Source organism: Bacillota bacterium (assembly GCA_036504675.1).
Classification (GTDB): Bacteria; Bacillota; Sulfobacillia; order JAJYWN01; family JAJZPE01; genus DASXUT01.
In genome coordinates this window covers 1-25,486 of sequence record DASXUT010000160.1, presented here as the reverse complement: position 1 = coordinate 25,486, position 25,486 = coordinate 1, and the positions used below count along the sequence as shown (strand labels likewise).

The window sequence follows — 25,486 nt, the reverse complement described above, 5'->3', positions numbered from 1 at the left end:
CCTACTCGTTCTTGGACAGCGTCGGATACGACACCGTCCGCTCGCGCTTCAGGGTCTCCTCATCGAGCTTGTAGTCCTGCCTCATCTCTTCCCACCTGGGCTTCATCTCGCGGTTGACGAAGGCGGTCAGCCGTTCGACTTGGGTCTTATCTTCGCCACCACCGGCCATTCCCGGCCACCTGGCCTCTACCAGCTGCATGACCTCCTTGGGAGGCGTGCAGGTCGGAGCCCAGTGTCCACCCCAGACAGGGTTGTAAGGATAGTCCAGTTTCTTGGTGGCATCGATGAGCGTCTTGTCAGTATACTCTCCGTTGATCACCGACGGGTCGGAACGGGAAGCGGTGCCATAGGGTAGGACCTCAATGTCCCGGCTCCCCTGGGTGCGAGTGGCCATGGCCCACCAAACCTGGCCCAGGTCGAAGGGGTCGATGTCGTCGTCAACCAGGACCACCGTCTTGAGATACTTGCAGACACTGCTCGAGATCAGGGCCCGTCCCGCGTTTCTGGCCTGTCCGACGTAGCGGGGCTTGATCTGGATGATGGCCAGACAGGCCGAGTCGGCCGCCGGCGGGCAGTGGACCGCCAGGACCCCTTCCGGACCCACCGTCTCGAACAGGGACAAAGCGCCGGCCGAGTTGATGATGTCAGTCATCACGTGGAACTCGGTGATCGGCTGTCCGAGCAGCGCCCCGCGGAAGATCGGTCTGCTTCGGTGCATGATTCCCGTGACGTGGAAGACCGGGCGCATCCGGACGCCGCCACCGTGGTAACCAGTGTGCTCACCGAAGGGGCCCTCGGGCACCCGCTCGTCCGGCGAGACAAAACCCTCGACGACCAGTTCGGCGTTGGCCGGGACCTCCAGGTCGACGGTCGCGCACTTGACCAGATCCATTGGCTCCTCACGCAGGCCGCCGGCGGCCTCGAACTCGTCCTTTCCGGGCGGGATGCCGGTGGCGGCGACCATCGGGATGGTCTCGTCGGCGCCGATGACGATGGCCATTTCGAGGGGCTTCCCCGCCCCCTGGGACTGGGCGAAATGATGGCCCATGTGAGAGAATGGTAGGAATCCAACGCCGCAGCGCTTCTCGTCAAGCACCTGGACCCGGTACATGCCGACGTTGCGGGTGCCGGTCACCGGGTTCTTGGTCACGTTACCATGCCAGGTGCCGACATACCGCCCACCGTCTCGCGGGGTCCACCAAGGAACCGGGAACTCGAGGACGTTGACGTCGTTACCTACATGGACGTTCTCCTTCACCGGCCCATCTTTGACCAGCCTCGGTGGAAGCGGCCGCTTCAGCCTCTCCTTGTAGACGTTGATGATCTCTTTGGGCGTCGTCCCGGGGTCAAGACCCAAGGCCAAAGCCACATGAGGGTAGGAAACGGCCCCGCCCGAGAACAGACGGTAATCGGACGAGTAACCCTTGATGTTTTCAAACAAGAGGGCCGGCTTCGGGCCGTTGATGTCGGCGGCCTTTCTCAGCCAACCGGCGATTTCGTACTCCCAATCGACCTCCGCGGAAACCCGCTTCAGCAGACTGCGTTTCTCCAACTCGGCGATGAATGCCCGAAGGTCCTTGTAAGCCAACGGCAAACCCCCCTTAGGAAATGGAGCCGTCGATGGTCAGTCATCGGGGTTGCCCGGGTCGGCTTACTTGAGCACCCCGATCTCCTTGAAGTACTTCTCCGCACCCGGGTGGAGCGGAACGGTCAGGCCTTCAACCGCCGTCTTCAGATCCATCCCGAACTCGCCCTTCATCCCATGATGCATCTTGTCAAGCTCGTCGAGCTTGTCCCAACTGGCCTTGACGAAGGCGTAGACCAGCTTCGGGTCGGCGTTGGCGTTGGCCATCAGGGCCGACTTGAAGGCCACCGTCGGTACATCCTTGTCGACGCCCTTGTAGCTGCCGGCAGTGATGGTGCTCAGTCCGAGAGAGCCGGCGGTCGCGTCAAAGATCTTCTTGCGATACTGCTCCTCGATGGGAATCAGGACAATCGGATGGCTGACGGCCAGTTCCTGGATGGCCGAGACGGGCGGCACGCCGAAGACGAAGGCCGCATCGATCTGACCGTCGCGCAGAGCTTCGATGGCCTGACCGGTCGTGAATTGGAAGACCTTGATGTCCTGGAGGGTCAGGTCATGGGCTTTCAACACGATCTCGGCGCACTTCGCCGTGGCGCTCCCGGGGCTGCCGATGTGGACTTTCTTGCCCTTCAGACCGGCGACCGAGGTGATCTTCGTCTTGTCAAAGGTGATTATCGCCAATGGTTCCTTCCCGTAAATGAAGAGCCCGCGCAGATTCGAGTACTTCTTGTCAAAGCCACCGGTGCCGGCGTATGCATCGTTAAGATCGCCGGCCGTTACCTGCCCGAGTTGCATCTCACCTGAGTCGACCAGCGACAGGTTCTTGATCCACCCCGGGGTGACCTGGGCGGAGACGCGCACCGACTTCTGCGCGGCATTCACGACCTGACTGAAGATGCCGCCTAGAACGTACGGGTTAGAACCGGAGGAAGCCGTGGCGAGAGCCCATTCCGGAGCCGGCTTAGACTGGCCCGAGCACCCTGCCACTGAGAAGAGGATCATGAGCACCAATCCGACGGCGATGACGCGGTTGGTCCGAGACATGTCCGCACCTCCTCGTTATCCTGGGCGTCTGGGAAATCGTCGGGTCTCTGGGTGACTTCTCATTGCGCGATGGCCGTTGTTCCCTTGGCTCGTTGGGTCACTTGGATCAGAACGGTCAGGACGAGCAGCGCCAGACCGACGGAGTAGGTCAGGGGCGAACCGAAGAGAAGGAGAACCCCTCCGATGACAGCCAGGACCCTGGTCAGGACGGTCATCGGGCGGAGCAGGTTGCCCTGCAGACCGGCGGCGACGAAGACCACGGCGATGGCCGCAGCGATCGTTGATATCAGCACGCCTGCCGCCGGCCCCTGGCCCAACAGACCGGGCTGGAGGACGAAGGCAAACGGAATCAGGAATGACGATGCCGCCAGTCTCATCGACTCCCAGGCCACACCCCACCAATTGGTCTCGGCGATCCCGGCGGCGACCACACAGGTGACGGCGACCGGAGGCGAGATCGAGGACTTGATGGCGAAGTGGACCAGGAAGAGGTGAGCGGCCAGGAGCGGGACCCCCAGCTGCATCATGGCCGGGGCGACGAAGGCCGCCGATACCATGTAGGTCGCCGGGGTCGGCAGCCCGGCACCAAGGATCATTGACGCAATCATGGCGACGATCAAGCCGAGGATGAGATTGCCGGCGCTGAGCGACATGATCACCTCGGTGATCCGCATGGCCAGGCCGGTCGTCACCACCGCGGCCACGAAGATGCCCATCCCCGCGCACACAATGACGATCTCGATGGCGCTCTTGGCCCCTCGTTCGAGGGCTTGAAGGACATCAGAAAACTTGAGCCGTTGTGTCTTGCGGATCAAGGCCACCAGCAGCGAGGCCCCGATGCCGATGAGACCAGCCCTGGTCGGTGTGGCCCTCAAGATGAAGATGTAGTACATCAGGGCCGCCACGGGCAGGAGTAGGTAGATCTGAAGGGCGACCTGCCGCCATGACGGGATCATCTCATCCTCCACCCCGGAGATCCTCTTCTGGGTGGCGTAGAAGTGGACTCCAGCGTAAGCCGAAAGGTAGTACAGGACCCCCGGAATGATCGCCGCCACGGCGATCTTGGCGTACGGTATCCCGGTGAATTCGGCCATCAGGAAAGCCGATGTCCCCAGGATTGGCGGCATGATCTGTCCGCCGTCGGCGGCCACCGACTCCACCGCCCCGGCGAATTTCGAACTGATTCCGACCTTCTTCATGAGTGGAATGGTGAAGACACCGGTGGTGGCGACGTTGGCGATGCCGCTCCCCATCACCATCCCCACCAGGCCGCTACCGAGAATGGAGACCTTGGCCGGCCCGCCGGGCTGTTTGCCGAGCAGCCGAAGGCCCAAGTTGACGAAGAACTCGGTGCAACCAGTGAAGTAGAGGAACGACCCAAGGAGAATGAACAGGTAGAGGAAGGTCGATGAGACGTCGACCATGCTTCCGAAAATCCCCTCGGAGGAGAGCCCAAGGAAGTAGATGATTCGGTTCCAGGACATCCCCGGGTGACCGAAGATGCCCGGGATGTAGCTCCCCAACCACATGTAGGCGATGCTGATCACGGAAAGGACCCAGATCTCGAACTGGGTGCGCCTCAGCGCCTCCAGGACAAGCAGGATGATCACTGCTCCGATCAAGTTGTCCAGAATGCCGGGCTCGACCATCCCGATGAGCTGTTGGATGCGCTGATCGGACACGACCAAGTAGACCGTGACCGCCGCCGCTACCGCGACCAGGCTGACGTTAAAGACAAGCCTGCCCCGACCTCTCTTGGCGATGGCTTCGCTGAGGAAATAGAGGACGAGGATCAACCCGACGTGAACCGCACGATGGGCTACCGGGGAGCGGTAGATCCCGAAGGCTGCCGTGTAGAGTTGGAATAGGGATAGCCCAATGGCCACGACTCTGGCTAACAAGGCGACGGCGTCGGGGATCGAGAGCGACTGCCTCTTGGAGTCCAATCTCTGACCTCCCTTCAAATGGGCGATTCAACCGTGAGAGCCCGTTACTGGCGGCTCTCTACGTCTCCACCTCCCCCATCCGCCGAGCGGCCGCCAGGATCGCCTCGACGATCTTGGCGTATCCGGTGCATCGGCAGAGGTTACCCGAGATGGCTTCCCGGACCTCATCCTCCGTCGGGTGCGGTGACTTCTGAAGCAGGCTGTGGGCCGAGATGATCATCCCGGGGGAGCAAAACCCGCATTGAACGGCCCCTTTCTCGAGGAAAGCCTGTTCCAGGATAGCCATCTGGGGATTGGCCCGGAGACCCTCCACGGTGAGCACGCTCTTGCCGTCACAACGCGCCGCCAGGATCAGACAGCTGTTGACGGGCTGGCCGTCGACCAGGACCGTGCAGGCGCCGCATTCGCCGGACTCGCAGCCGGCCTTGACCCCTTTGACGCCAAGTTTCTCCCGCAAGAGATGGAGTAGGGTCTCGTCGCCTTCAACCCGGGGGCTGAACTTCCTGCCGTTGACAACCAGCTTGATTGGATAGGTCACGTCAGTTCACCCCCAGGGTAGCCGCCAAGGAAGTGAGGGACCTTCTCGTGATGATCTCGACCAGTTCCCGGCGATAATCGGCGCTGGCCCTGACGTCACTGATCGGCCTGGCTTCGGCCGAGGCCACCAGGGCCGCCTGGGCGATGACCTCTTCCGTCAGCTTCTGTCCGGCCAGCACTCCTTCGGCCTCAATGGCTCTCAACGGAGTCGGGGCCACCGCCGTCAGGACCACCCGGCAGTGCTGGCATCTGCCAGCCGTGACCCCCAGGGCGACGGAGACTCCGACCGTGGCCAGGTCGACCCTGGTCCGGCGGTGACGAGCGTAAGCGGTGAGGGTCTTGGTTGGCGGGATGGGAACATCCACCGCCGTCAGGACTTCGGACTTTGACAAGACCGTCTCTCCCGGACCGACGAAGAGCTCCTCAATCGGTACACACCGGTCCCCTTTCGGCCCTCGCAGGACCGCGGATGCACCCAGAGCTACCAGCGGACCAACCAGTTCCGCGCTGGGAGAGGCGTTGCCGATGTTGCCGCCGATGGTCGCCAGATTGCGCACCTGGGGGGTGCCCAAGAGCGAAGCGGCGGTGGTCAGGGCCGACAACGAAGGCCATGGAGAGAGGGCCTCGACGATTCGGGACATGGTCGCCGTCGCCCCGATGACCACCGAGTTGTGATCTGGACTCACCACGGAAAGCTGGGGAACCGCGCTCAAATCGACCAGTTTGCGGGGCGCGCAGCGGCCCAGTCGCATATTGACGACGAGATCGGTACCCCCGGCGACGACGTACGCCTCGCCGTTGCGGATCAACTCTTCGATCGCGTCGTCCACGGTCAGGACTTTGACATACTCCGGCCGGCTGTATCTGCTCACGTCGATCACCTCTGCTCCCGCTCTTTAAGCAGAACCCAGAGCCGCTCGCTGGTCATCGGCAGCTCCCGACAGCGCACCCCGACGGCGTTGGCGATAGCGTTGGCGAGGGCCGGGGCGGTCGGCACCAGGCCGCTCTCCCCGAGACCCTTGGCCCCGAAGGGCCCGGTCGGCTCATAGGACTCGACGAGGCCGACCTCGATGGCCGGCATGTCGGCCGCGGACAGAATCTTGTAGTCGAGGAAACTGGGGTTCAGGGGCTGGCCGGTATTCCGCGAGAAGGTGAGCCCCTCGGTCAGGGCGTAGCCCATGCCTTGCTGCAGGGCGCCCTGGATCTGGCCTTCACAGGACAGCGGGTTGATGGCCCGCCCGATGTCGTGGATGGCGACCATCTTCTTGACTGAGACTTGCCCGGTCTCGGTGTCCACCTCCACCTCCGCGAACTGAGCGCCAAAGGAAGGCGCCATGGTCGGCGGGTTGAAGGTGGCTTCGCCGGTGATCGGGGCCGGATTCTCGCCAAAGTGACTGTTCTCGGCAACGTCCCGGATGGTCAGCAGCGTCTCGCCCGAAGCGACGTTCATGATTCGACCCGCCTCGAGGCTCAGCCCCGTGGGAGAGATCCCGGTCATCGTGGCCGCCCGCTCGATGATCTTCGCCTTGACCGCCATGGCTGCCAGTTGGGCCGGCTTGCCCTCATTATGGGTGACACAACTGCCCCGGGTGCCGACGGCGTATGGCGTGGTCGCCGTGTCGGCCGCTTGGACCTTCACCCACGCCAGGGGAATCCCCAGTTCGGTCGCCACAATCTGGGCCAGGACCGTGTTCGAACCCTGACCCACGTCGGCGGCCCCAGTCAGCAGGGCCACGGTGCCGTCCTCGTTCAGGCGGACGATGGCCGTGCCGACCTCATGGACAAAGGGCTTGACCCCGGTGAAGTGCATGAGGGCGGCCATCCCGATCCCTCGTCTGATCCGCCCGCTCTTCTCGGAAGGGGCGCCTCGGTTGGCCCAACCGATGGCCTCGGCCCCGCGGCTGATGCATTCGTCCAGCCCGATGCTCTGAATTGGATACTCCGTGACCGGTTGGATCTCGCCCAAGCGAATGTGGTTCTTCAACCGCAGTTCGATGGGGTCCATCCCAAGGGCCTCGGCGATCTCATCCATCTGGCTTTCCATCGCCCAGTGGCCCTGCGGATTGCCGTAGCCCCGGAAGGCCCCGGCGATGGTCGTATTGGTGTAGACGCAGAGGCCTTCGAAACTCCAGTGGGGGGCGGGATAGAGCGAGGCCCACATCGTACCAAGCATTCGCGTCACTTCGGGTCCGTGGGTGGCGTAAGCCCCGGTGTCGACAATGAACCGGCCTTGTCGGGCGACAATCCGGCCGTCCTTGGTGACCCCGGTCTTGAGGCTGGCGGTCACGGAGTGCCTCCGCGATGAGGCGTGGAAGACCTCTTCCCGGGTCGACCGGAACTTCACCGGCCGGCCGGTCATCTTCGACAGGAGAGCCCCGATGTGCTCGTAATGAAGCTCGTTCTTGTTCCCGAAACCGCCGCCGACGACGGGCTTGATGATCCGCACGTCGCCCACCGGCAGGCCCAGGACCTTGGCCAGGACCCGTCTGATCCGGAAGGGTGTCTGGGTCGCCGACCAGATCGTCACCGAACCCGCCGGCGAATACCAGGCGATGCAGCAATGAGGCTCGATCGGACAGGGCTGAGCCCGCGACGACCGGTAGACGTTCTCGAAGATGTGGTCGGCGGTCTTGAACCCTTCCTCGATGTCTCCCCCCGAGAAGACCACCCGTTCGACCAGGTTGCCCTGGTCGTGAAGGCGGGGGCTCCCGGGATTCAGGCTGTCTTCGGGGTCCAGCACAAATGGCAACTGGTCCCAGTCGACCTTGATCAGGGAAATAGCTTCCTCGGCCGCCGCCTCGTCCTCGGCCACGACAGCGGCCACCTTGTCGCCGACATAGCGGCAGTGATCGGTGAGGATAGACTCGTCCTCAGGGAGGTCGGCCGTCACCGATGCCGCAAAGCTATTGAAGCGGACCGGGGGGACGTCACGGAAGGTGATCACCGCTCTGACCCCGGGAACCCGCTTGGCCTTACTGGTGTCGATGCCCCTTACCATGGCGTGTGGAAAGGGGCTTCTGAGGACCTTCCCGTAGAGCATCCCCGGCATGACCAGGTCATCCGTGTAGACGGCCGTGCCGGAGAGTTTCTCCTTCACGTCGAGCTGGGGAACGCCCTCGCCGACCGCTCCCTGCGGGACGGCCTCCGGATGGTCGCCCTCAACCGTCACTACCGGCGCCTCGACGGACTCCCGGAATCTCGAGTTCACATGCCCGCCCCCTTCGGGGAGAGTGGGGAGAGCAGGCCGTCAGGCCTGCTTCCCCACCCCGCCTGTCTATCCCGGTGCTATTTCAGCCGAATGACGTAATCCTTGGCTCCGGTGAGCCGGATGAGCTGGCAGACTTCCTGGAACTTGCGCATCTTGTTCTTGATCACGGCGAAGACGTTCTCCTGGACGTTGCCGTAAGGCATCCGGCAGTTGTTGTCGCCGTACATGATGGTGAATTCCTTATGCCCCAAGGTGTAGCAGACGTCCCCAGGCGCGCAGTAGTAGGTGGCGTTCTCCGGCTTGGTGACGGGCAATTCGAATGACTCCAGCTGCCGGATCACTTCGCCCGACCAGGCGGCGTGGATCAGATGGCCCTTGAGGGGCAGGATCTTGAGGAAGGCGGCGCTGATGTTCGGGGCCACCTTCTCCAGCAGGGCCAGCTCGAACTCCTCCCCCTCGATGTCCATGATCAGGGTCTTGTACTGCGGTTCGATGACTCGATCGACCAGGGGGGGCCAAACACTCCGGAACGTCTTCAAGAGCTCTTCTGGGTTCTTTGGCATTGCTAGTCCCTCCTCATATCTTGTAGCTTGACAGGCCAAGCGTGTAGCCGCCGTCGGCGACGAGCGATGACCCCGTGCAGTAACTGGACCGCTCGGACAGGAAGAAGAGGACCGCCTCGGCGATTTCCTCGGCCTGACCGAACCGGCCCATCGGAATCCGCCGAGCCTTGGCTTCATACTCTTCCTTGCCGTCTGGGTTGCTCATGATCTCGGCCACCGTCCCGGTGGCGATCACGCCGGGGCAGACCACGTTGACCCGGATACTGTACGGCGCCCATTCGACGGCCAGGACCTTCGTCATTTGGACCAGACCGGACTTGGTCGAGGCGTAATGGGCCACCCCGGGCCGGGCGAAGATGCTGGCGGTGGAGCTGATGTTGACCACCCGGCCCTTGACCTTGCTGGCGATCATCCATTTGCCGGCAGCCTTGGCGCAGAAGAAGGCGCCCTTAAGGTTGGTGTCGACGACCGTGTCCCACATCTCTTCGGTCATGTCGGTCGAGATGTTGGTCGGGAAGAGCCCGGCGTTATTGACCAGGTAGTCGACCCGGCCGAGCTTGTCCACCGTCTCATCGACGAGGTGGTTTACCTCGTCAACGTTCCGCACGTCACAACGGACCCCAATGGCCGTGCCGTGCCCCTCGTTGATCTCCTTGACCGCCGCCGCCACGCGGGCCGTGTTCCGCCCGGAAATGGAGACCTTGCAGCCTTCCGCGGTGAGGCGCTTGCTGATGGCCAAACCGATGCCACTTGCCCCACCTGTGACAATCGCCACGCGCCCGTCCATTTCGGATTTTGTCACCGGCGTCTACCTCCTCGAATCAGATGTTCAATCGCATAAATCAATACTGCCGAGGAAGCGTCAGAACCTTCGTGCTAGCGTATGAAGCGGCGGGCCGGTGAAGGCCCGCCGTTGTCATTGCATGATAAGTCCGAACGCTCAGCAGGAAAACCTCGGGCTGCGACCAATCTCCCTAGACGGAGCACTAGCGTCAGTTATGATAAAGGGAGCTGGTTTGGTTTGCAGAACCAGTTGACTGGCGGGGCCGGTCTGGCCCGGCCCGCCCAGAATCCTTCATCTCGGCAAGCCGCCGTTAAGGCTTCTGACTTGACTTTCGGGGTCGCCTTGCGGGCCATTCTCGGGGCTCCACCTTTGGAGCAGTGCCAAGTCTTGGCCGGGGCCGGTGGTCTCGACCGCCCCGTAACCGGTGTCAATGTCTTGGAGGCCCCGGACATCGCCAACTGGCTCGGCTCCAACGATCTAGTCCTGACCACCGGCTACGCCTTTCGGGAAGAACCGGCCATCCTTACCGAAGTCGTCAGGCAGCTCAATGACCGGCATGCCAGCGGGCTGGGGGTCAAACTCAACCGGTTTCTCACCTCCCTTCCCGAAGAAACGCTCAGACTAGCCGACGAACTCGACTTCCCCATCCTGTCCATCCCCTACGACACCAAGTGGATCTCCATCATCGACAAGGTGACCTCCGGCATCCTCCGGCTCCAGGCGGATCTGCTGGATCGGGCGGAGGAAATCCACCGCAGCCTCTGTGACCTTCTGCTCTCTGATTGTTCACTCTCAGACATCGTCAACGGGTTCGCCCGGGTCTGCGGCTGCCGGGCAGCCCTGGTGGAACCGACGGGAACCATCCTCTCGGTCAGCAAGTCCTTCCCCTCGGCCGAGATTCGGCAGCTCCGCGAGCGGCTCGGTCAAGCCGTGCGACGGGACGGCGAACCTTCACCTGCGGAACCGGCTATCCTCACGATAGAAGGCCGGCAGTACTCCTCCCTTCCCGTCCTCCTGTCCCCGTCAAGGTGTCATTCCTATCTGGTCTGCGAACAGATGAACGACTATCTGACTGACTATGTGGCCAGAAGTGTCGTCACCTTCATCTCCCTTCAAGCCCAGAAGATGCAGACCAACGAGCACATCAGCGCCAGAGTCCGGGACGACTTCCTCCGCGACCTGCTGGACGGCTCTCTACACGCCCCCACTGAAGCCTTTCGCAAGAGGACGCAGGCCTTCGGTTGGGACTTGGATCGTGGGGCGGCGGTCATCGCGGTCGCTCTGCCCAGGTTCACGGAGATCACCGCCAGCCTCGAAGGGGACGAGGAAATCCAGCTGTTCATGGAGCAGATCCGCAGCGCCTTGCGAGAGGTGGCCGAAGGACCGGTAGTCGTCGCCGGCGGGCACGCCATCATCCTGCAATCCCCGTCCAGGGGGGCAAGGCCGGAAAAAGGGGCGGTTCAAGCCGCCGAAGCGGCCATTGGCGAACTTCGTCAGGTGGTCGACTACCCTTGTTCGGCTGGGATTGGCTCTTTTGGCGAGCTTCCCGAGGTTCACCGAAGCTACTCGGAAGCCAAGGAAGCCTTGACCATAGGCTTGCGTTTAAAGGGCCCCGGCCATGTAACCCACTACTCTGAGTTGGGGGTCTACCGAGTTCTCAGAACCGATGACCGGGCCACCGTCGGATTCTGCCGGGAATACCTGCAGCCGTTGATCGATTATGACAAAGAGCACAATGCTTCCCTCATTGGAACGCTCAATGCCTATTTCGCCGCGGGGCGTGACGTTAAGGCGACCTCGAAGGCCCTCTTCCTGCATTATCAGACCGTCCATTACCGCCTGCGGAAGGCCTTTCAGCTCTTGGGGATCAACCCCTCCGAGCCGGAGGCCATACTGAACCTCCAGATTGCGCTCAAGATCGCCGCCGTAGAGGGGCTGGCCGGCGGTCCGCCGGTTTAAGCCGGCGGACCCGCTTGGGGACCCGCTGGGAAAACCAGAACAGTGAAGCCGGCCTCGTCCTGTGAGGCCGGTCTTTCTTTGCCTACGGGCCAACCCCACCACCCGACGCGGCTTGGCCTACTCCCCCCTCCCCCGACAGGCATGCGCCCTCTTAGCATAAACTTCACCCCCTCGGCATGTAATGTACCGGACAAGAGCATCCGCGAGGGGGTCTTTGCCTTGATGCGCAAGATCGCGGTGATCCTGCTAGTCGTGGCCATGTTCTTCGCCGCTGGGTACCTCCAGCAGAACGCCAAGAACCTAGCCATGATGGGCCAGTCGGTGCTCAACAGGATCGGGATCATCCCATCGCTGTCGGCCAATCGCCAGGCCCAAATCGAGCTGACCTACATCCCGGCCACCTCCTCGGCGCCTGAGGGGAGGGAGCGGGTGACGGTCTACTTCACCGACCCGGACGCCATGTACCTGGTCCCGGTGTCGCGGGTGATCAGCAAGACCGAGTATCCGGTCCGCGCCTCGCTCGACGAGTTCCTCAAGGGGCCGCAGGCGGACAGCGGGCTGATGAAGGCCGCCCCGCCGATGACCATCAACAAAGTGACCATCGCCAACGGGGTACTGGCGGTGGACATCCCGCAGCAGGTGGTCGAGGTCAGCTCGAAGTGGGGGTCAACCGGCGCCACGCTGGCCCTCGATGGCATCCTGTCGACCTGCTCCGAGCAGTCGTGGGTGGATCAGGTCCAGTTCCTGGTGGATGGGAAGACCACCCCGGTGCTCTTCCACGGCCTGGCCGCCTCGGCCCCGTTCAAGGCCGATCACAGGGCCAGTGACGGCCAGAAGGCCTGGGTCTACCTGGCCCTCTACGTGGGCAACCGGGCCTACCTCGTCCCCGAGCGGGTGGCTTTGACCTCCCAGGGCCCGACCGACGCCATCAAGAAGGCCCTCGACCTCTTGAAGCAGGACCTTGTCCGGGGTGACTTCAAGCTGCGGGCGACCGTTCCCGAAGCGGTCAAAGTCAAGTCGGTCCGCGTCGAGGAGAAGACGGCCTTCGTCGACCTGTCCGGCAAGGTCAAGGAGGCCTTCGCCAACGACCCGGTCCGGCAGTCTCTGATGGTCGACTCGATGATCCTGACGGTGACGACCTTCCCCGGAGTCGACAAGGTCCAGTTCACCTTGGATGGGAAGGCCTTCGATCAGCCGTTCGGTCACGTCAACCTGGGCCGGGTCCTGTCACGACCGCGTTGGGTGAACCCCGAGCAGTAAGGCGCCCGCGTCCGACTCCACAAATCAACAGACAAGGCCGCCGGTCACTGGCCGGCGGCCAAAGCCTTTCTGCTGACGCAAAGATCCAGCTACTCCGCAGGGACGCCGATGCCCACAAGCGGCCCCTTCTGCATCACCGCCGGGCTGGTCGTGACGAACATGACCAGCCCGCTTGCCGGCGAGTGGACTGGCTTGATCAGGTTGCCGAAGTAGTCGTGAAGGGTCCCGACAACCGTCCCGGCGCGGATCCGTTCACCGACCTGCACGTGCGGGTAAAAGACGCCGTCCACGTCGGCCTGCGGCCAGACCATGTCTGAGACGACCACCGGCGGGACGGTCAGGGTCGGCCAGCCCGGGATCATCCCGAGCTGCCGGAGCACGTTCATCACGCCGTGCCGATGACGTTCGACGTCCTCCTCGTCGAGGCGGCCCATGCCGCCCACCTCGGCGGTGACCGCCGGCACGCCCCTGGACGCGGCCGCCGCCGCCAGGGTGCCCTCGGCGCTCCACTCTCCGGCGTGTCCCTGGATGGCGCAGATGACCGGCAGGTCGAAGACCCGGGCCAGGTCACGGGCCTTGAGGTCGACCTCGCTCCGGCCAGTCATCGGGAAAAGGCAGAACGGCGTGATCTCTTCGACCAAGTCTCCCCCGTGCAGGTCGACCAGGGCGTCGACCCGGGTTATGACCTCTTCGGTGACCATCGCCGCCAGGACCTCGCTGAAAGTGCCGTCGAGGCGGCCGGGAAAGATGCGGTTGAGGTTCTTTCCGTCGAGCGGGCAGACGAAGGGCCGCCTGGACTGGAAGGCCGGCATGTTGACGATGGGCAGGAGGATCACCGTGCCGACGAGTTCGGCCGGCTTCAGGTCGCGGGAGATCCGGAAGAGGGTCTCGATGCCGGCGTACTCGGCCCCATGGACGCCGGCGGTGAAGGCCACCGCTGGACCCGACTTCAACCCCTGGATGATGACCAGAGGGAGGACCGCTTGGCCGATGGTCGAGTTGCCCACGGGGATGAGCCTCTCCAGCTTACCCCCGGGCGGAGCGGACAGGCCAAAGAAGGTCCGGGTCCGCTCGGTCGGGTCATCGGAGCCGAATTGATTGCCCATACTCTCACCGCCTCAGCAGGATGAGTTGCGCCGACCACCATCAGGCAGCCCAGGAGACGCGGCCAGGTGAAGGGTTCACCAGGGGCCGTCCCCCAGAAGAGGACGGTGACGACGATGAAGAACCATGGGGTCAGCTTCTGGCCTTGGATGGGAATCTCCGCCTTGGGGCTGGCTTTCGCTCTGAGTCTGACGTCGTGCGGGACGGCGACCCGCCGGGCCGGCCCGCCGGTGCGGCCGGGAGTGACCCTCGAAGGGCAGGAGGTCGGAGGTCTCGACCGGGCAGCCCTCCACCAGGTGGCCCTGGCTCTGGCCAAGGAGCGCGAAGTCAAGCCGGTCAACGCCTCGCTGGACTCGCGCGACCAATCGGCCGTTCCCGGCCTGCCCGGCTGGACCGCCGACCTGACCGCCACAGAGAAGGCCGTCATGACGTCCCCCGCCCGTCAGGCGGTCGACTTGGTCGGCTCGCCCGTGCCGCCGGCGGTCCGCCTGGACCAGTTGGCCGACCTGCCCGTCCGTCATGGTCACCCGGCCAGGCACGAGGTGGCCCTGACCTTCACCGTGGCCTGGGGCGAGGAACCCCTGACCGACATCCTCAGGGCCCTCGATCGGCGCCAGGTTCGGGCGACCTTTTTCGTCGTCGGGGCCTGGGCCGAGGACCACCCGGACTTCGTCCAGGCAATGCTCCGGGGCGGTCACGAGGTGGCCGGCCACGGCTACGCTCATCGCCATGTGGCCAGTCTGCCGGCCGACCAATTGCGGTCAGAGATTGTTCGCGGGAACGAAATGGTGTCCGCTCTGACCGGACAGAAGCCCGGGATCTTCTCTCCACCCTACGGGGAATTCAACCAGCGGACCCTCCTGGCCGCGAGCCAGCTCGGGCTCCGGACGATCCTGTGGAGCGCCGACACGGTCGACTGGAAACGGCCGGGCCCTTCGGTCATCGCCTCCAGGGTGGAGAAGAAGGTCAAGAACGGCGGGATCGTCCTGATGCACCCGGTGGACCAGACAGCCCAGGCCCTGCCCGACATCCTCGACTTCCTGACCGGCCAGGGTTACCGCCTGGTGACGGTGAGCGAGCTGATCGACGAGGGCCGTCCCCTGGCCCCGGGCGAGCGACCCAGCAGCGGTGGGATTTTTCGGCGGGGCCCCCGCTAATTCCTGTTTATCCGCTCCACTCCGGGCGGGGCGGTCGGCAGGAGCTTTTGACACCGGTCCAGGGTTGGGCTAGACTGGGGGCCGACAACTAAAACGGGCCTGAAGAACGCTGAATTCCCAGGGAAACGGGGGACCCAGTACCGGGGTGAATCCGCCCGCGGGCCGGCTGCCATTGTTCATCGGCGGCCGGACGCCGGGCGGTAGGGTCAACTCTTTCGACCCGAACCCGTCAGCTAACCTCGTAAGCGTGGAAGGGGTCAGGCTCGCGACCGCCGATCATTGGCGGTCGTGGGTGACTTCCTCTTGCCGCGACAAGCCCGGGATTCCCGGGCTTTTTGTGTCGGCGGCGGCCCGAATCTGGGAGGTCATGCCATGTCCAGTGAACCGTCCACCCGCGTCGCCGTGACCGATTGCCCGTCCTCGCCGGGGGCCACCGCGGCCGTCCGCAAGGCCCTCGAGGACCTGCGGCTCGACCCGGTCCTCATGCCGTCCGAGAGTATCCGTCGCCTGGCCCTGCAGGAGGACCTGGTCATGGTGATCAATCCGGCCGGCCAGCGGACCGTGCACGAGCGGGTCAGGACGGTCGCCGACCTGGAGCTGGCCGGTTACGACCATGCCGGTTCTAGTCTGGCCCCCTGCGTCCTGGCCCTCTCGCCGGCCAACACCTTCCGGGCCCTGGACCTGGCCGGTCTCCCCCTCCCCGAGTTCGGCGTGGCCCGGGCGGTCACCCCCCCGGCCCGCTGCCCGCGACCGCCGGTGGTTGTCCGCTGCACCGGGATCACCGGGTCGGCCGAACTGGTCGGCCCGATCATGGCCGAGGACGACGAGGCCCTGCCCAGGGCTCTTCAAGCCATCCAGGCCGGTCCGGCCCGCCCGGCCCTCATTCAGAGCCGACCGCTCGGCAAGCGCCTCGGAGCCGCTGTCGTGGGCGGGGATGGGCCGCGCGTGTTCCTGGAAGACCAACGGATCTCTGGGGCCGTAAGCGAACGGGCGGCCGAGATCGCCGTCGCCGCCTTCGCCGCCCTCGGTTGCCGGGATTACGCGGAGGTCCATCTGGTGATCACCGTGGAGGGGCGGGTCCTGGTCGAGTCGATCGATCCCCTGCCGCGCCTGGAGCCTCTCCGGTCAGCCTTCGTCCGGGCGATGGCGGCCTCCGGTCTCAGTTTCTCCGACTGCATCCAGCTCATCTTGACGGCGGCGGCCGAGCGTCTCGGACGGCCATCGACCACCGGCTTACGGGCCTGACCAAACCACCCTCGGGTGGCCCGAAGAGGAATCGGCCTCGCCTGAAGAGAAGCCGTCACTCTAAAGACACGGCGGCCGGGCCGGTGGACCCGGGCGTCAGGCACGGGAGTGACGGCTTTTGTTTGATTTCGCCTGGCATGGAGCGGCCAGCATCAGCCTGCGGTTCGGCGGATCCGATGGACCCGTGGTCGCTGTTGACCCGGTGTTCTCCCGGGCCGGCGACTATGGACCCTGGTACTCGCCGAACCCGAAGGCGCCGGAATTCCGGGAGTACCTGACCGAGTTCCCTCCAGATGTGGTCCTCATAACCCACGGGCACTTCGACCATTTCGACCCGGAGACGATTAAACGGATCGCCGTGGCCAGGCCGGCCTGCCGCTTCGGCGGTTCCCCGGAGGCCATCGCGGTCATCCGTGAGCTCTGCGGGGTGCCGCCCGAGCGGAGCGTGCCCCTCATCGCCGGGCTGGGCTATGCCCTCCCGGGCCTGACCGCAGACCCGGGCGAGACCGCCCCGCTTCGCCTCGTCCCCCGAGCCGGCGAGCACTGGCTGACCGGCGAGGAAGGCTCCCGCGCGGCGGCCAAGCTGGCCGGCCGACCCGACCGCTACGGGGTGATGCCTTGTGGCGGTCCGATGCTGGGGATGTTCATCAGGTTCCAGGGTGCGGGCTCCGGCAGCGAGTCCGTCCTTATCTACGTCAGCGGTGATAATCGTCTACCCGCCTTGCCGGAAGGCCCGGTGGACGTGGCTGTGGTCAACATCGCCGGCAGGCTCCACCACCCCGTCACCAAGGAGCCCACCCAGGAGATCCCCGGCCCCGAGGACGTTGGGACGGTCATCGACCGGCTCAAGCCCGGCCTGTTCATCCCGGTCCACTGGGACCACGTCATCTTCATCGAACCGGTCGATCCGGAAAAGATCAGGGTCTCGGCGGCGTCCGCCCGCCATCCGGCCAGGGTCTTGTGTCCGCCCTACAACTGCTGGACCCCCGTGGGCTGAGTCCGGGTCCGTGGGTTGAATCCGGGCACCCCCATCCCCACCAGGGTGACCCCCTTGGGCATGGCCAGGGCCGTCATCATCCAGAGGACCAGGGCGTCGGCGGGGGCCCGGATCTCGCCGGTCGGCCGGCCAAAGAAGTCCCGCGTCTCCGCCAGAAGGTGACCGCTGTTCACCCTCTCCCCCACCCGCACCCGAGGGTGGAAGGTCCCTTCCGCCTCGGAGCGGATCCAGAGCAGCTCTCCGGCGTCTTCGGTCTCCCGCCGCTTGACCGGTTCGCCCGGCAGCATCCCCAGACGGCGGAGGACGTTCTGAAGCCCGGCCAGGTGCCCCTGGACGACCGCTTCGTCATAGATCCCTTGCTGGCCGGCCTCAGCGATGATGGCCGGCTTGCCTGTCCGGGAGGCATGGGCGTAGGGCGCCCCGTCCATGGTCGAGGAGGCGATGAAGCCGAAGTCATAGACCTCACCGAGGGCCCTTGAGGCGGCGGCGATGGCCGGGTCGGCGGCCCGGTCGTAAATGGTGAAGGGCGCCAGGGCTTCGGTCAGATCCCCGCCGTGCAGGTCGAGGTAGGCGGCGGCCGGGGCGATGACGTGGCGGACGATGGTCGCCGCCACCCGCTCCGAGGGCAGGCCGTCGTCCCGCCCGGGAAAGGCGGCGTGCAGGTCGTGGCCGTCCAGAGGCGAGACGTACTCGGTCCGCCGGCAGAACCCGGCGAAGTTGACAATGGGCACGACCACGATCGACCCCGCGAGTTCTGTGGGGTCGATCATCCTTGTCAGCCGGGTGGCCGCCTCGATCCCGCAATACTCGGCCGCGTGCATCCCCGCGGTGACGCCGAGCCGTGGGCCGGGCCCGGCCCCATTGCTGACCATCAGCGGCAGGCGCTGGTCGGGGAGCCCCTCAACCGGCAGCCAGCCGGCGGCGGCCCGCCCGGGCTCGATCGTGAGGCCGGCGACGGTGAGGGGACCGGCCTCGGTCGTCATGGCCGGTGCCCACCCCATTCGCTCGCTCACCCGTCCAGCCCGGCCAGGTGCTTGGCCAGGCCCTTCTTCTTTTCGATGTCCGACAGGGCCCTGACCGTGATCCGAGCGGCGGCCGGCGAACCGGCCCCGTGCATGCACAGCGACCCCAGCCGTCCTGGCCCGGCGACCAGATTCTCGACCAGCCGGATGGCCCGCATCCTGGCCTCGACGGGTACGGCCGCCGTTCCCTGCAGGTACTTGCGGACGGCCGGGCCGACCGCTTCGCTTTCCAGGTCGGCCTGGGAGGGCATGCAGGCGAGGCTGCCGCCGGTGACCTCCTCGGCCCGCTTCTGGATTTCGTAGGGCATCCAGGAGATGTGCCACTTGGATACGTTGGCCAGCAGCGGATCCGGGAAGACCGCCCCCGAGGCCGTCTTCTGCGGTTGGCTGCAGGCCCCGAGGGCTCCGGCATAAAGGGCCTCGGAATAGTAGGTCATCTCGGCCAGCTGGTCCCGCATCGGCTTGGCCAGGCCGTTGGCCTCGGCGACCAGGGCCGTCGCCCCGGTCAGGACGTCGCCGCAGCCGGCCAGGCAGCCGGCCAGGACCACCCGGTGGAGGAGGGCGAAACGGCCGACGCAGTCGGCGGCGAACTCGGCCTCGCCGGCCATGAAGACCCGCTCGTTAGGGACGAAGACATCGTCGAAGACGATCAGGGCCTCAAGGGAGCCATAGCGGACATTGCCCTGGTCCCAGGATGGCTCGTTCTTCCGCTCGTCGGACGCCTGCCGGTCGACCACGTGGTAGAGGCCTGGAGTGTGGTTGGGGATGGCGAAGGCGACGGCGTAGTCCGCCTCGTCTGACCCGAAACCGGTACCGGGGTGAACCAGGATCTCATGGGCCGCGGTGGCCCCGGCAATCATCGCCTTGGCCCCCCTGACGACGATGCCGTCGGGCCTTCGCTCGACGATGCGGACGTAGGCGTCGCGGTCCGGCTGTTGAGCCGCCCTCAGGCCGCGGTCGCCCTTGGGGTCGGTGAGGGCCAGGGTGGTGACGAGGTCCTCGTCCTGAACCCGCCGCAGGAAGTCCTTGAACCGCCGATGATACTCGGTGCCCAGCTTCGCGTCGATGTCGTAGGTGGTCGCCCAGAGGGCGTTGAGCGAGTCGGCGCCACACCGTCCGAGACAGACGCCGGTCCGCCGGCAGACCTGGCGGGCCACCTTGATCCGGGCCATCAGATCCTCGGATGACTGGTGGATGTGGGTGTAGCGGCTGATCGGCCGCCCGCTGAGGTGGGACGTGGTGACGAAGAGTGGCTCGAGAGCGGGGTCTCTGGCCATGTCGTAGGTCTCGGCGATCCCTCGCAGGTTGGCGTCGGTAAAGCCATAGGCGCCGAGGTCCTCGATCTCCCGCCCAAACATGTAGGCCTTGGGCTTGAGACGCAGGATCGACTGGCGGTAGTCCTGGCCGGTCATCATGTCGATACGCCTCCCTGAGTGTGTGGACGGATTGGGAAACTTCGCCCCAAGAAGCAGGACTTGCCGTTGCCACCTGGCTCAGGTTTCGGTCTGTCGATGCTCCTCAACAGTCTCGGGATTGGTGGAGCGCACGACGCGGAGAATGGCCACAGGCCATGGGGATGGGCTCCCCACCCCACCTTCCAGCCGTTGAACCTCCCGCCCGCCGAAAACCCAGAACCCGGCCCGGTCCAACTCCTGAATCGTCTGCCCCATTTCGAAGGCTACTTTCACGCGAGCGCCTGCCTCAAGCTCATCCCAGATATCACCCCAGTCTTGGGCAGCTTGGAGGAACTCACTGATAAGTTCCATTTCATCATTCGACATAGGCTCATCATAGTCGAATGAGAAAGCATACGAATCGCCGATGATGCTCACCAACTCCTGTCCTGTGGTCAAGCGGACAAGGCGAATGGCAGCACTGTCTTTGACCAGACGGAGCCGAACTGGTGGCTGTTTGCTCCCCGCAAGAACTGAAGAGACCCACTTTTCGTGTTCTGACTTTGTCCGGCGGAGATACTCAGATGTGTAGGTTTGGGGCTGGTCGTCAACCATCTTATGGTGGACCCTGCATAGAAGAACAAGGTTTTCTGGCTCGTCCAGAAGTTCAGGGGGAAATGAAGGATCGTACCTTGGCCCCCTTCCCTTCGCCGAGACGATGTGGCACTCGTCGCCCACGACCGTATCGGGTTCTTTGGGCGTGGCATCAATCACCAACTCACTCCGGCACACCGCGCACCTATTGCCAGATCTTGCCCACAGGATTTTTCGCGCCCTGTCCAGCATAGATGTCACCTTCAGAGTGCAGTTGCTGAAAACACAGTCCCGGAAGGGGCGGGGTCTACCTTGACAGGAAGGACTCCAGAATCCCACGCAGTTCTTTCGCCCTATCGGTCTCTAGATCAAGCCCGAAATCTATAGCGTCGAGTGCTTCGAGAGCGGTGTCCATGGTTCTTGTGATACGGTCCAGACCGAGACGGAGGGCAGGACCGGGGCTTTCTCCTTTTCTATCGGTGGGATATCTGAATGTTAATGAGCTTGCGTCAATCTCAACGAACTCCCTGGCAATAGCATCGATGTCGGTCAGGACCGAGGACAGACCGGCATCATCTGGAAATGCAGCGTGTAGCATGGCCCTAGAAACCGACATTAGCTCATCAAGGTCGTGAGAATAGACCATCCTTTGATGGATTCCAGTCTCATCCCGATAAGTGGCGAGACGGCTTCCTTTGCTTATTACGTTTTTCAGGTGCAGTTCGAAGGAATGGCGGTATAAGAAGACCACCGGGTATGCGTCGTGGTCTGGCCAATTGGCCCGCGCAAGCAGGGCCTGCGCAAGGTTGGAGGCCGCCAGCCCATATGCCTTCGCAAACACGCCGAAGTCTCGAATGGGATCTTGGCGAAAATGGACTACGAAGGCACCCGGCCCAGACGTAGGGCCGAAGAACGGCAAAGCCCATTCCCCCTTCCCACGGCACAGCATCCATGGGAGTATTTCAACCATGCTAGAGTGAATCCTCCCAGAGGGTTGGTTTTGTACCCGAAGTGCCGCCAAACCAGACACCCATGATCGGCTGCTCGGAACTCCTGAATTGAGACCTGACTGTCGTTTTGTGTCACAGTATGCCGGCTTTTGTCGGCACGGACCAGACGGGCATGAACGTCAAAGCCCCCCTCCGGCATGGCAGAAGGGGGGCTGAACTGGTCCCCAGGTGGTCAGCTCTTGGCGGTCCCTCGCCTCTCGGCCAGGGTCGCGCGGACCTCGGCCAGGCGCTTCCCGTGCAACGGGTAGATTGACATCAGCACCAGGGCCAGGGCCAGGGCGGCGATGGGGGCGCCGATCAACAGGGCTCTGAAGCCGGCGATGGCCGAAGGGACCTGGGCGGCGGCGTTGGCGTCGTAGCCGGTGGCGGCCATCACCCCGGTGACCATCAAGCCCTGGAAGGCGATGCTCAGTCGGACCATGAAGCCGTTGATCCCGAAATACATCCCCTCGCGGCGCCGCCCGGTCCGGACCTCGTCTTCGTCGACCACGTCGGCGATGAGCGGGTCGATCAGGAGGATCAGCCCGGCCAGGGCCAGGCCGACGACGACGGCGAAGGCGTACGCCCAGCTGACCGAGGAGGCCAGCCCGAGGGGGATCAGAGTGAGGCCGAAAGCGGCCGAGGAGATCATCACCGTGTTCCTCGCCCCCCACTTGGCGGAAAGGCCGCCCCAGACGAAGACCATCGGGATGACGATGATGAAGATGATCCCGCTGAGGAGGGTCTGCTGGAGCCCGGCGATGTGGAGGACGTACTTGGCGAAGAACGGCAGCACGGCCAGGATGATCCCGAAGCTGAACTGCCACAGGAAGTCGGCCAGGACGAGGGTCAGGAAGGAGCGGTTGGCCAGCGTGGCCACGAGAGCCGGCCAGAGGGCCAGGCCTTCCTTGGTGGCGAAAGCCGGGTTCTCCTTTGAGCCCCGCAGCGAGAGGGCCAGGGCGATGAGGGTCAGCAGGGCGTAGGCCAGGCCCATCCCGAACCAGCCGATGACCGGGTAGAGGAGCGGCGGGATGGACACCCCGACGATGTTGCCGAAGATCCCGAAGGCCTGCCGCCAGGCCGAGACCTGAGCCCTCTCCTTGAGGCCCGGGAACATCTCCGGGAAGAGAGCGGTCCAGTTGAGGATGACGAACGTATAAAGACCGTCGTAGAAGAACAGGACCACCAAGAAGTAGATGAACATGCCCATCTCGTGACCTACGGCGGTGACGAAGGGGGGCGTCCACAGGAGGGTGAAGGAGATGGCCAGGGGGATCATGAGAAAGCGGATGTAGGGAATCCGCCGGCCCCATTTCGACCGGGTATTGTCGGAGATCTGCCCGGCCAGCGGGTCATTGATGGCGTTCCAGATGCTGTAGATGACCATCCCGAGCCCAAAGAGGGCGGGCGACATCTTCAACTGATCAACGTAGAAGAATAGGAGAAAGCCGCTGACGGCGGCGGCGGGCAGGCCGGCGCCCAAGGAACCCAGGCTGTACAGGATCTTCTGCCCCTTACTCAAGCGCTCACTTCCCTTCCCCAATTGTGGGTCCGGTCCCTAGATTCGCCTCCGCAACCGGAAAACCTCCGGAGGAAACCGCCCTCCGGTGAAGAATCGCCTGTCCTTGGAGGTGGCCACCGTGTTAGCCAAAGACCTCATCCCCATCCCCGACCTGGAAGCGGCTCGGGAAGTCCTGTGCATCCAGCCGCACCCCGACGATCTCGAGATCGGCGCCGGGGCAACCGTCGCCAAGCTGGTCAAAGCCGGAGCCCACGTGACCTACGTGACGGTCACCGACGGCGGCCTGGGCAGCATCGACCTGACCACAACCCGGGCCAAGGTGGCCGCCATCAGGCGCGGCGAGCAAGAGCGGGCCGCCGCGGGGCTGGGCGTGACCGACCTGATCTGGCTGGGCTACCCGGACGCCGGCGCCTTCCCCCCGATGGAATTGCGGGAACACCTGATGGACCTGATCCGGGAGCATCGACCCCAGGCCGTCCTCCTCCCCGACCCCTGGTTGCCCTACGAGGCCCACCCCGACCACCGAGCCGTCGGCCTGGTCGCGGCCGAGGCCATCCTGTTCGCCGGTTTCCCCACCGAGGAGTCCCGCGGCCCGCGAACCAAGGGGCACGACGTGGGGACCGTGGCCTTCTACTTCACGGCCAAGCCGAACACTTTCGTCGATGTCGACCAGACCTGGGACCAGAAGCTGGCCGCCATCAAGACCCACGAGAGCCAGTTCAATGAGAACACCCTGGCCATGTTCTCTCTCTACTTCGATGTCAAGGCCAGAGAGAACGCCGAGGCTGCCAGGAAGAAGGCGACCGAACTGGGAGGACCCGCGCCGACGATGGAAAAGGCCGAGGCCTTCAAGGTCCTGACCCCGATCCACCTGCATGTCAACGTGGACGCCGAGATCAGCTAGGCCAGAGGGGACGAAGGCGTGAGCAAGTGGGTCTGCCTTCTGCGGTGCGGCCGCGGGCGGGTCGTCAGGGAGTGCCCGACCGGGGCCTTGAGCCTGGAAGAGAGAGGCTAGTCTGGAGAGCCGGCCCCGCCCTCCGAGCCGCGATGGCCCACCCCACCCTCCCGCGAGTCCCTCGCCCTGGCCGCGGCCTTGCCCAGGAGGCGACCGAAGGCCCCCGGGAACAGGCGCATCATCGCCAGGCCGAGACCGGCCGACAGGTCCGGGGTGATCACCGCCTTAGTCGAACCAATCTTCCGGGCCAACTTTCGCCCGACCGCCGCCGGGTCGGCCATCATCTGCGGCGGGATGCCGAGGGGAGCGGCCGACTTGGTGTTGGTCAAGGGCGGGTGGATCAGGTTCACCCTGATCCCATAGGGCTCAAACTCAATGGCCAGGGTCCGGGTCATCGCCTCGATGGCCCCCTTGGTCGAGGCATAGCCGACAATCCCCGGGAAACCAGATAACCCCACGCCGGAGCTGACGTTGTGAATGACCCCCTTCCCCCTCGCCTTCATCGACGGCAGTACGGCGGCGATGACCCTGAGGTAGCCGAAGTAGTTGACCTCGAACTCCCGCCGGATGTCTTCGGGCGTCCGGTCCTCGAACCGGGCGAACCTGGCCAGGCAGGCGTTGTTGACGACGACGTCGATGGAGCCCCAGGCTGAGAGGACGGTCTGCACCGCTCCGGCGACTTGCTCGTCTGAGGTCACGTCGGCCCGGATGACCATCAGCCGATCGGGGAAAGCCCCGGCCAGAGCGTCCAGGTTGGAGTCATTGAGGTCGACCACCGCGACTCGATGCCCCGACTCCAGGAGCGACTTCGTCAGGTGATAGCCGATGCCCTCGTTGCCCCCGGTGAGCAGAACGGCAGAGCCGGTTTGATCGTCCGGACCGGCGGGCGGCGTGCGCCCCTCCTCAGTCAACGTTCGAACCCCCTCGCAGCTTGGTCTCGGGATCCAGCTACAGGGATGTTCCGCATCGTTACTCACAAACCTTCCTCGGGAGATGATCCGAATGGCCTTTCTGCTTGGCGTCGACGGCGGGGCCACGAAGACCCTGGCCGTCGTCGGCGATGATGAGGGCGGCCTCATGGGCCGGGGACAGTCCGGCGCCGGCAATTATCAACTGATCGGACTGGACGCGGCCATGAAGTCCGTCCGCGTGGCGGTCGAGGCGGCCTGCGCCGCGGCCGGCTGGCGGCTGTCGGACCTCGCCTTCGCCGCCCTCGGGTTGGCCGGGGCCGACCGACCGGTGGACTTCGAAGAGCTCGAGCGGGGTTCGCGGGGTCTCTTCGGGGCGGTGCCGTTCAGGGTCCTCAACGACACCTGGGTCGGCCTACGCGGGGGGACGCGCTCCGGCTGGGGCGCCGTCTCCATCTCGGGCAGCGGGTCGAACTCGGCCGCCCGCAGCCGCGACGGACGGCAGGCCGTCCTCCACGCCATGGGTTACGAGACCGGCAACCGAGGCGGGGCCGCCGACATCGTCCGCGACGCCATGCACTGGGCCTTCAAGTCCCTCGAGCGGTGCGGGCCGAAGACCCGCCTGGAGACGGAGATCCCCAAACAGCTTGGATACAAGGACCTCGACGAGATGATGTCCTCGGCCTACTCTTACGAGGACATGATGGGACTGG

Annotated in this window: 22 protein-coding genes and 1 riboswitch; of the genes, 7 read left to right on the top strand and 15 right to left on the bottom strand. The window is 64.6% G+C overall.

Going from position 1 to position 25,486, the window contains the following annotated elements; translation table 11 throughout:
• Position 1: 1 nt before the first annotated feature.
• From VGL40_12595 to VGL40_12560, 8 genes are all read right to left on the bottom strand, one after another.
• A complete protein-coding gene (locus VGL40_12595) occupies positions 2–1,588 on the bottom strand; it encodes a UbiD family decarboxylase (GenBank protein HEY3316100.1) in 1,587 nt (528 codons plus the stop codon).
• Positions 1,589–1,651: 63 nt separating this feature from the next.
• Positions 1,652–2,629, bottom strand: a complete 978-nt coding sequence (locus VGL40_12590; protein ID HEY3316099.1) for a TAXI family TRAP transporter solute-binding subunit — start codon at positions 2,627–2,629, stop codon at positions 1,652–1,654.
• A gap of 59 nt (positions 2,630–2,688) precedes the next feature.
• On the bottom strand, positions 2,689–4,575 hold the full coding sequence (locus tag VGL40_12585; GenBank protein HEY3316098.1) for a TRAP transporter fused permease subunit: 1,887 nt from the start codon (positions 4,573–4,575) through the stop codon (positions 2,689–2,691).
• Between the two features lie 58 nt (positions 4,576–4,633).
• Positions 4,634–5,113, bottom strand: coding sequence for a (2Fe-2S)-binding protein (locus tag VGL40_12580; GenBank protein HEY3316097.1), 480 nt, complete (start codon positions 5,111–5,113; stop codon positions 4,634–4,636).
• A gap of 1 nt (position 5,114) precedes the next feature.
• Positions 5,115–5,984: a xanthine dehydrogenase family protein subunit M gene (locus VGL40_12575; protein ID HEY3316096.1), complete on the bottom strand. Its 870-nt coding sequence runs from the start codon at positions 5,982–5,984 to the stop codon at positions 5,115–5,117.
• A 5-nt stretch (positions 5,985–5,989) separates the two neighbouring features.
• Positions 5,990–8,320, bottom strand: coding sequence for a molybdopterin cofactor-binding domain-containing protein (locus VGL40_12570; GenBank protein ID HEY3316095.1), 2,331 nt, complete (start codon positions 8,318–8,320; stop codon positions 5,990–5,992).
• A gap of 77 nt (positions 8,321–8,397) precedes the next feature.
• Entirely contained in the window at positions 8,398–8,883 is a 486-nt protein-coding gene (locus VGL40_12565) for a DUF3830 family protein (protein ID HEY3316094.1), read from the bottom strand.
• Positions 8,884–8,896: 13 nt separating this feature from the next.
• On the bottom strand, positions 8,897–9,685 hold the full coding sequence (locus tag VGL40_12560) for an SDR family NAD(P)-dependent oxidoreductase (protein ID HEY3316093.1): 789 nt from the start codon (positions 9,683–9,685) through the stop codon (positions 8,897–8,899).
• Positions 9,686–9,766: 81 nt separating this feature from the next.
• On the opposite strand from VGL40_12560, the gene VGL40_12555 reads away from it, so the two are divergent.
• Together VGL40_12555 and VGL40_12550 are read left to right on the top strand one after the other, a co-directional pair.
• Positions 9,767–11,626 (top strand): PucR family transcriptional regulator ligand-binding domain-containing protein, encoded by a 1,860-nt coding sequence (locus VGL40_12555; GenBank protein ID HEY3316092.1) that lies wholly within the window; start codon positions 9,767–9,769, stop codon positions 11,624–11,626.
• A gap of 222 nt (positions 11,627–11,848) precedes the next feature.
• Entirely contained in the window at positions 11,849–12,886 is a 1,038-nt protein-coding gene (locus VGL40_12550; GenBank protein ID HEY3316091.1) for a GerMN domain-containing protein, read from the top strand.
• Between the two features lie 89 nt (positions 12,887–12,975).
• Here VGL40_12550 and VGL40_12545 read toward each other — a convergent pair whose 3' ends face one another.
• Complete coding sequence (locus VGL40_12545; GenBank protein ID HEY3316090.1) at positions 12,976–13,992, bottom strand: succinylglutamate desuccinylase/aspartoacylase family protein; 1,017 nt, start codon at positions 13,990–13,992, stop codon at positions 12,976–12,978.
• 66 nt (positions 13,993–14,058) lie between these two features.
• Between VGL40_12545 and VGL40_12540 the strand changes: the two genes are divergently transcribed.
• From VGL40_12540 to VGL40_12530, 3 genes are all read left to right on the top strand, one after another.
• A complete protein-coding gene (locus VGL40_12540) occupies positions 14,059–15,147 on the top strand; it encodes a polysaccharide deacetylase family protein (protein ID HEY3316089.1) in 1,089 nt (362 codons plus the stop codon).
• 97 nt (positions 15,148–15,244) lie between these two features.
• Positions 15,245–15,410, top strand: a riboswitch (cyclic di-AMP (ydaO/yuaA leader).
• Positions 15,411–15,519: 109 nt separating this feature from the next.
• Entirely contained in the window at positions 15,520–16,392 is an 873-nt protein-coding gene (locus tag VGL40_12535; GenBank protein HEY3316088.1) for a hypothetical protein, read from the top strand.
• 118 nt (positions 16,393–16,510) lie between these two features.
• Positions 16,511–17,389 carry an MBL fold metallo-hydrolase gene (locus VGL40_12530; GenBank protein HEY3316087.1) on the top strand — a complete coding sequence of 293 codons (879 nt, stop codon included), beginning with the start codon at positions 16,511–16,513 and terminating at the stop codon, positions 17,387–17,389.
• Here the strand turns inward: VGL40_12530 and VGL40_12525 are convergent.
• The 5 genes from VGL40_12525 to VGL40_12505 all read right to left on the bottom strand — a co-directional run bounded on the left by VGL40_12525 (position 17,362) and on the right by VGL40_12505 (position 22,910).
• Positions 17,362–18,372 (bottom strand): succinylglutamate desuccinylase/aspartoacylase family protein, encoded by a 1,011-nt coding sequence (locus VGL40_12525; GenBank protein ID HEY3316086.1) that lies wholly within the window; start codon positions 18,370–18,372, stop codon positions 17,362–17,364. The genes VGL40_12530 and VGL40_12525 overlap by 28 nt on opposite strands.
• 26 nt (positions 18,373–18,398) lie before the next feature.
• Positions 18,399–19,826, bottom strand: a complete 1,428-nt coding sequence (locus tag VGL40_12520) for a 4-hydroxyphenylacetate 3-hydroxylase N-terminal domain-containing protein (GenBank protein HEY3316085.1) — start codon at positions 19,824–19,826, stop codon at positions 18,399–18,401.
• Positions 19,827–19,904: 78 nt separating this feature from the next.
• Positions 19,905–20,651 (bottom strand): HNH endonuclease signature motif containing protein, encoded by a 747-nt coding sequence (locus VGL40_12515; protein ID HEY3316084.1) that lies wholly within the window; start codon positions 20,649–20,651, stop codon positions 19,905–19,907.
• A 55-nt stretch (positions 20,652–20,706) separates the two neighbouring features.
• Positions 20,707–21,369 carry a hypothetical protein gene (locus tag VGL40_12510; protein HEY3316083.1) on the bottom strand — a complete coding sequence of 221 codons (663 nt, stop codon included), beginning with the start codon at positions 21,367–21,369 and terminating at the stop codon, positions 20,707–20,709.
• A gap of 212 nt (positions 21,370–21,581) precedes the next feature.
• On the bottom strand, positions 21,582–22,910 hold the full coding sequence (locus VGL40_12505; protein ID HEY3316082.1) for an MFS transporter: 1,329 nt from the start codon (positions 22,908–22,910) through the stop codon (positions 21,582–21,584).
• 118 nt (positions 22,911–23,028) lie between these two features.
• Between VGL40_12505 and VGL40_12500 the strand changes: the two genes are divergently transcribed.
• Positions 23,029–23,814, top strand: coding sequence for a PIG-L deacetylase family protein (locus tag VGL40_12500; GenBank protein ID HEY3316081.1), 786 nt, complete (start codon positions 23,029–23,031; stop codon positions 23,812–23,814).
• Positions 23,815–23,921: 107 nt separating this feature from the next.
• On the opposite strand, the gene VGL40_12495 is transcribed toward VGL40_12500, so the two are convergent.
• On the bottom strand, positions 23,922–24,776 hold the full coding sequence (locus VGL40_12495; GenBank protein ID HEY3316080.1) for an SDR family NAD(P)-dependent oxidoreductase: 855 nt from the start codon (positions 24,774–24,776) through the stop codon (positions 23,922–23,924).
• Between the two features lie 91 nt (positions 24,777–24,867).
• Between VGL40_12495 and VGL40_12490 the strand changes: the two genes are divergently transcribed.
• A partial coding sequence (locus VGL40_12490; GenBank protein ID HEY3316079.1) for a BadF/BadG/BcrA/BcrD ATPase family protein occupies positions 24,868–25,486 on the top strand: 619 nt, incomplete at its 3' end.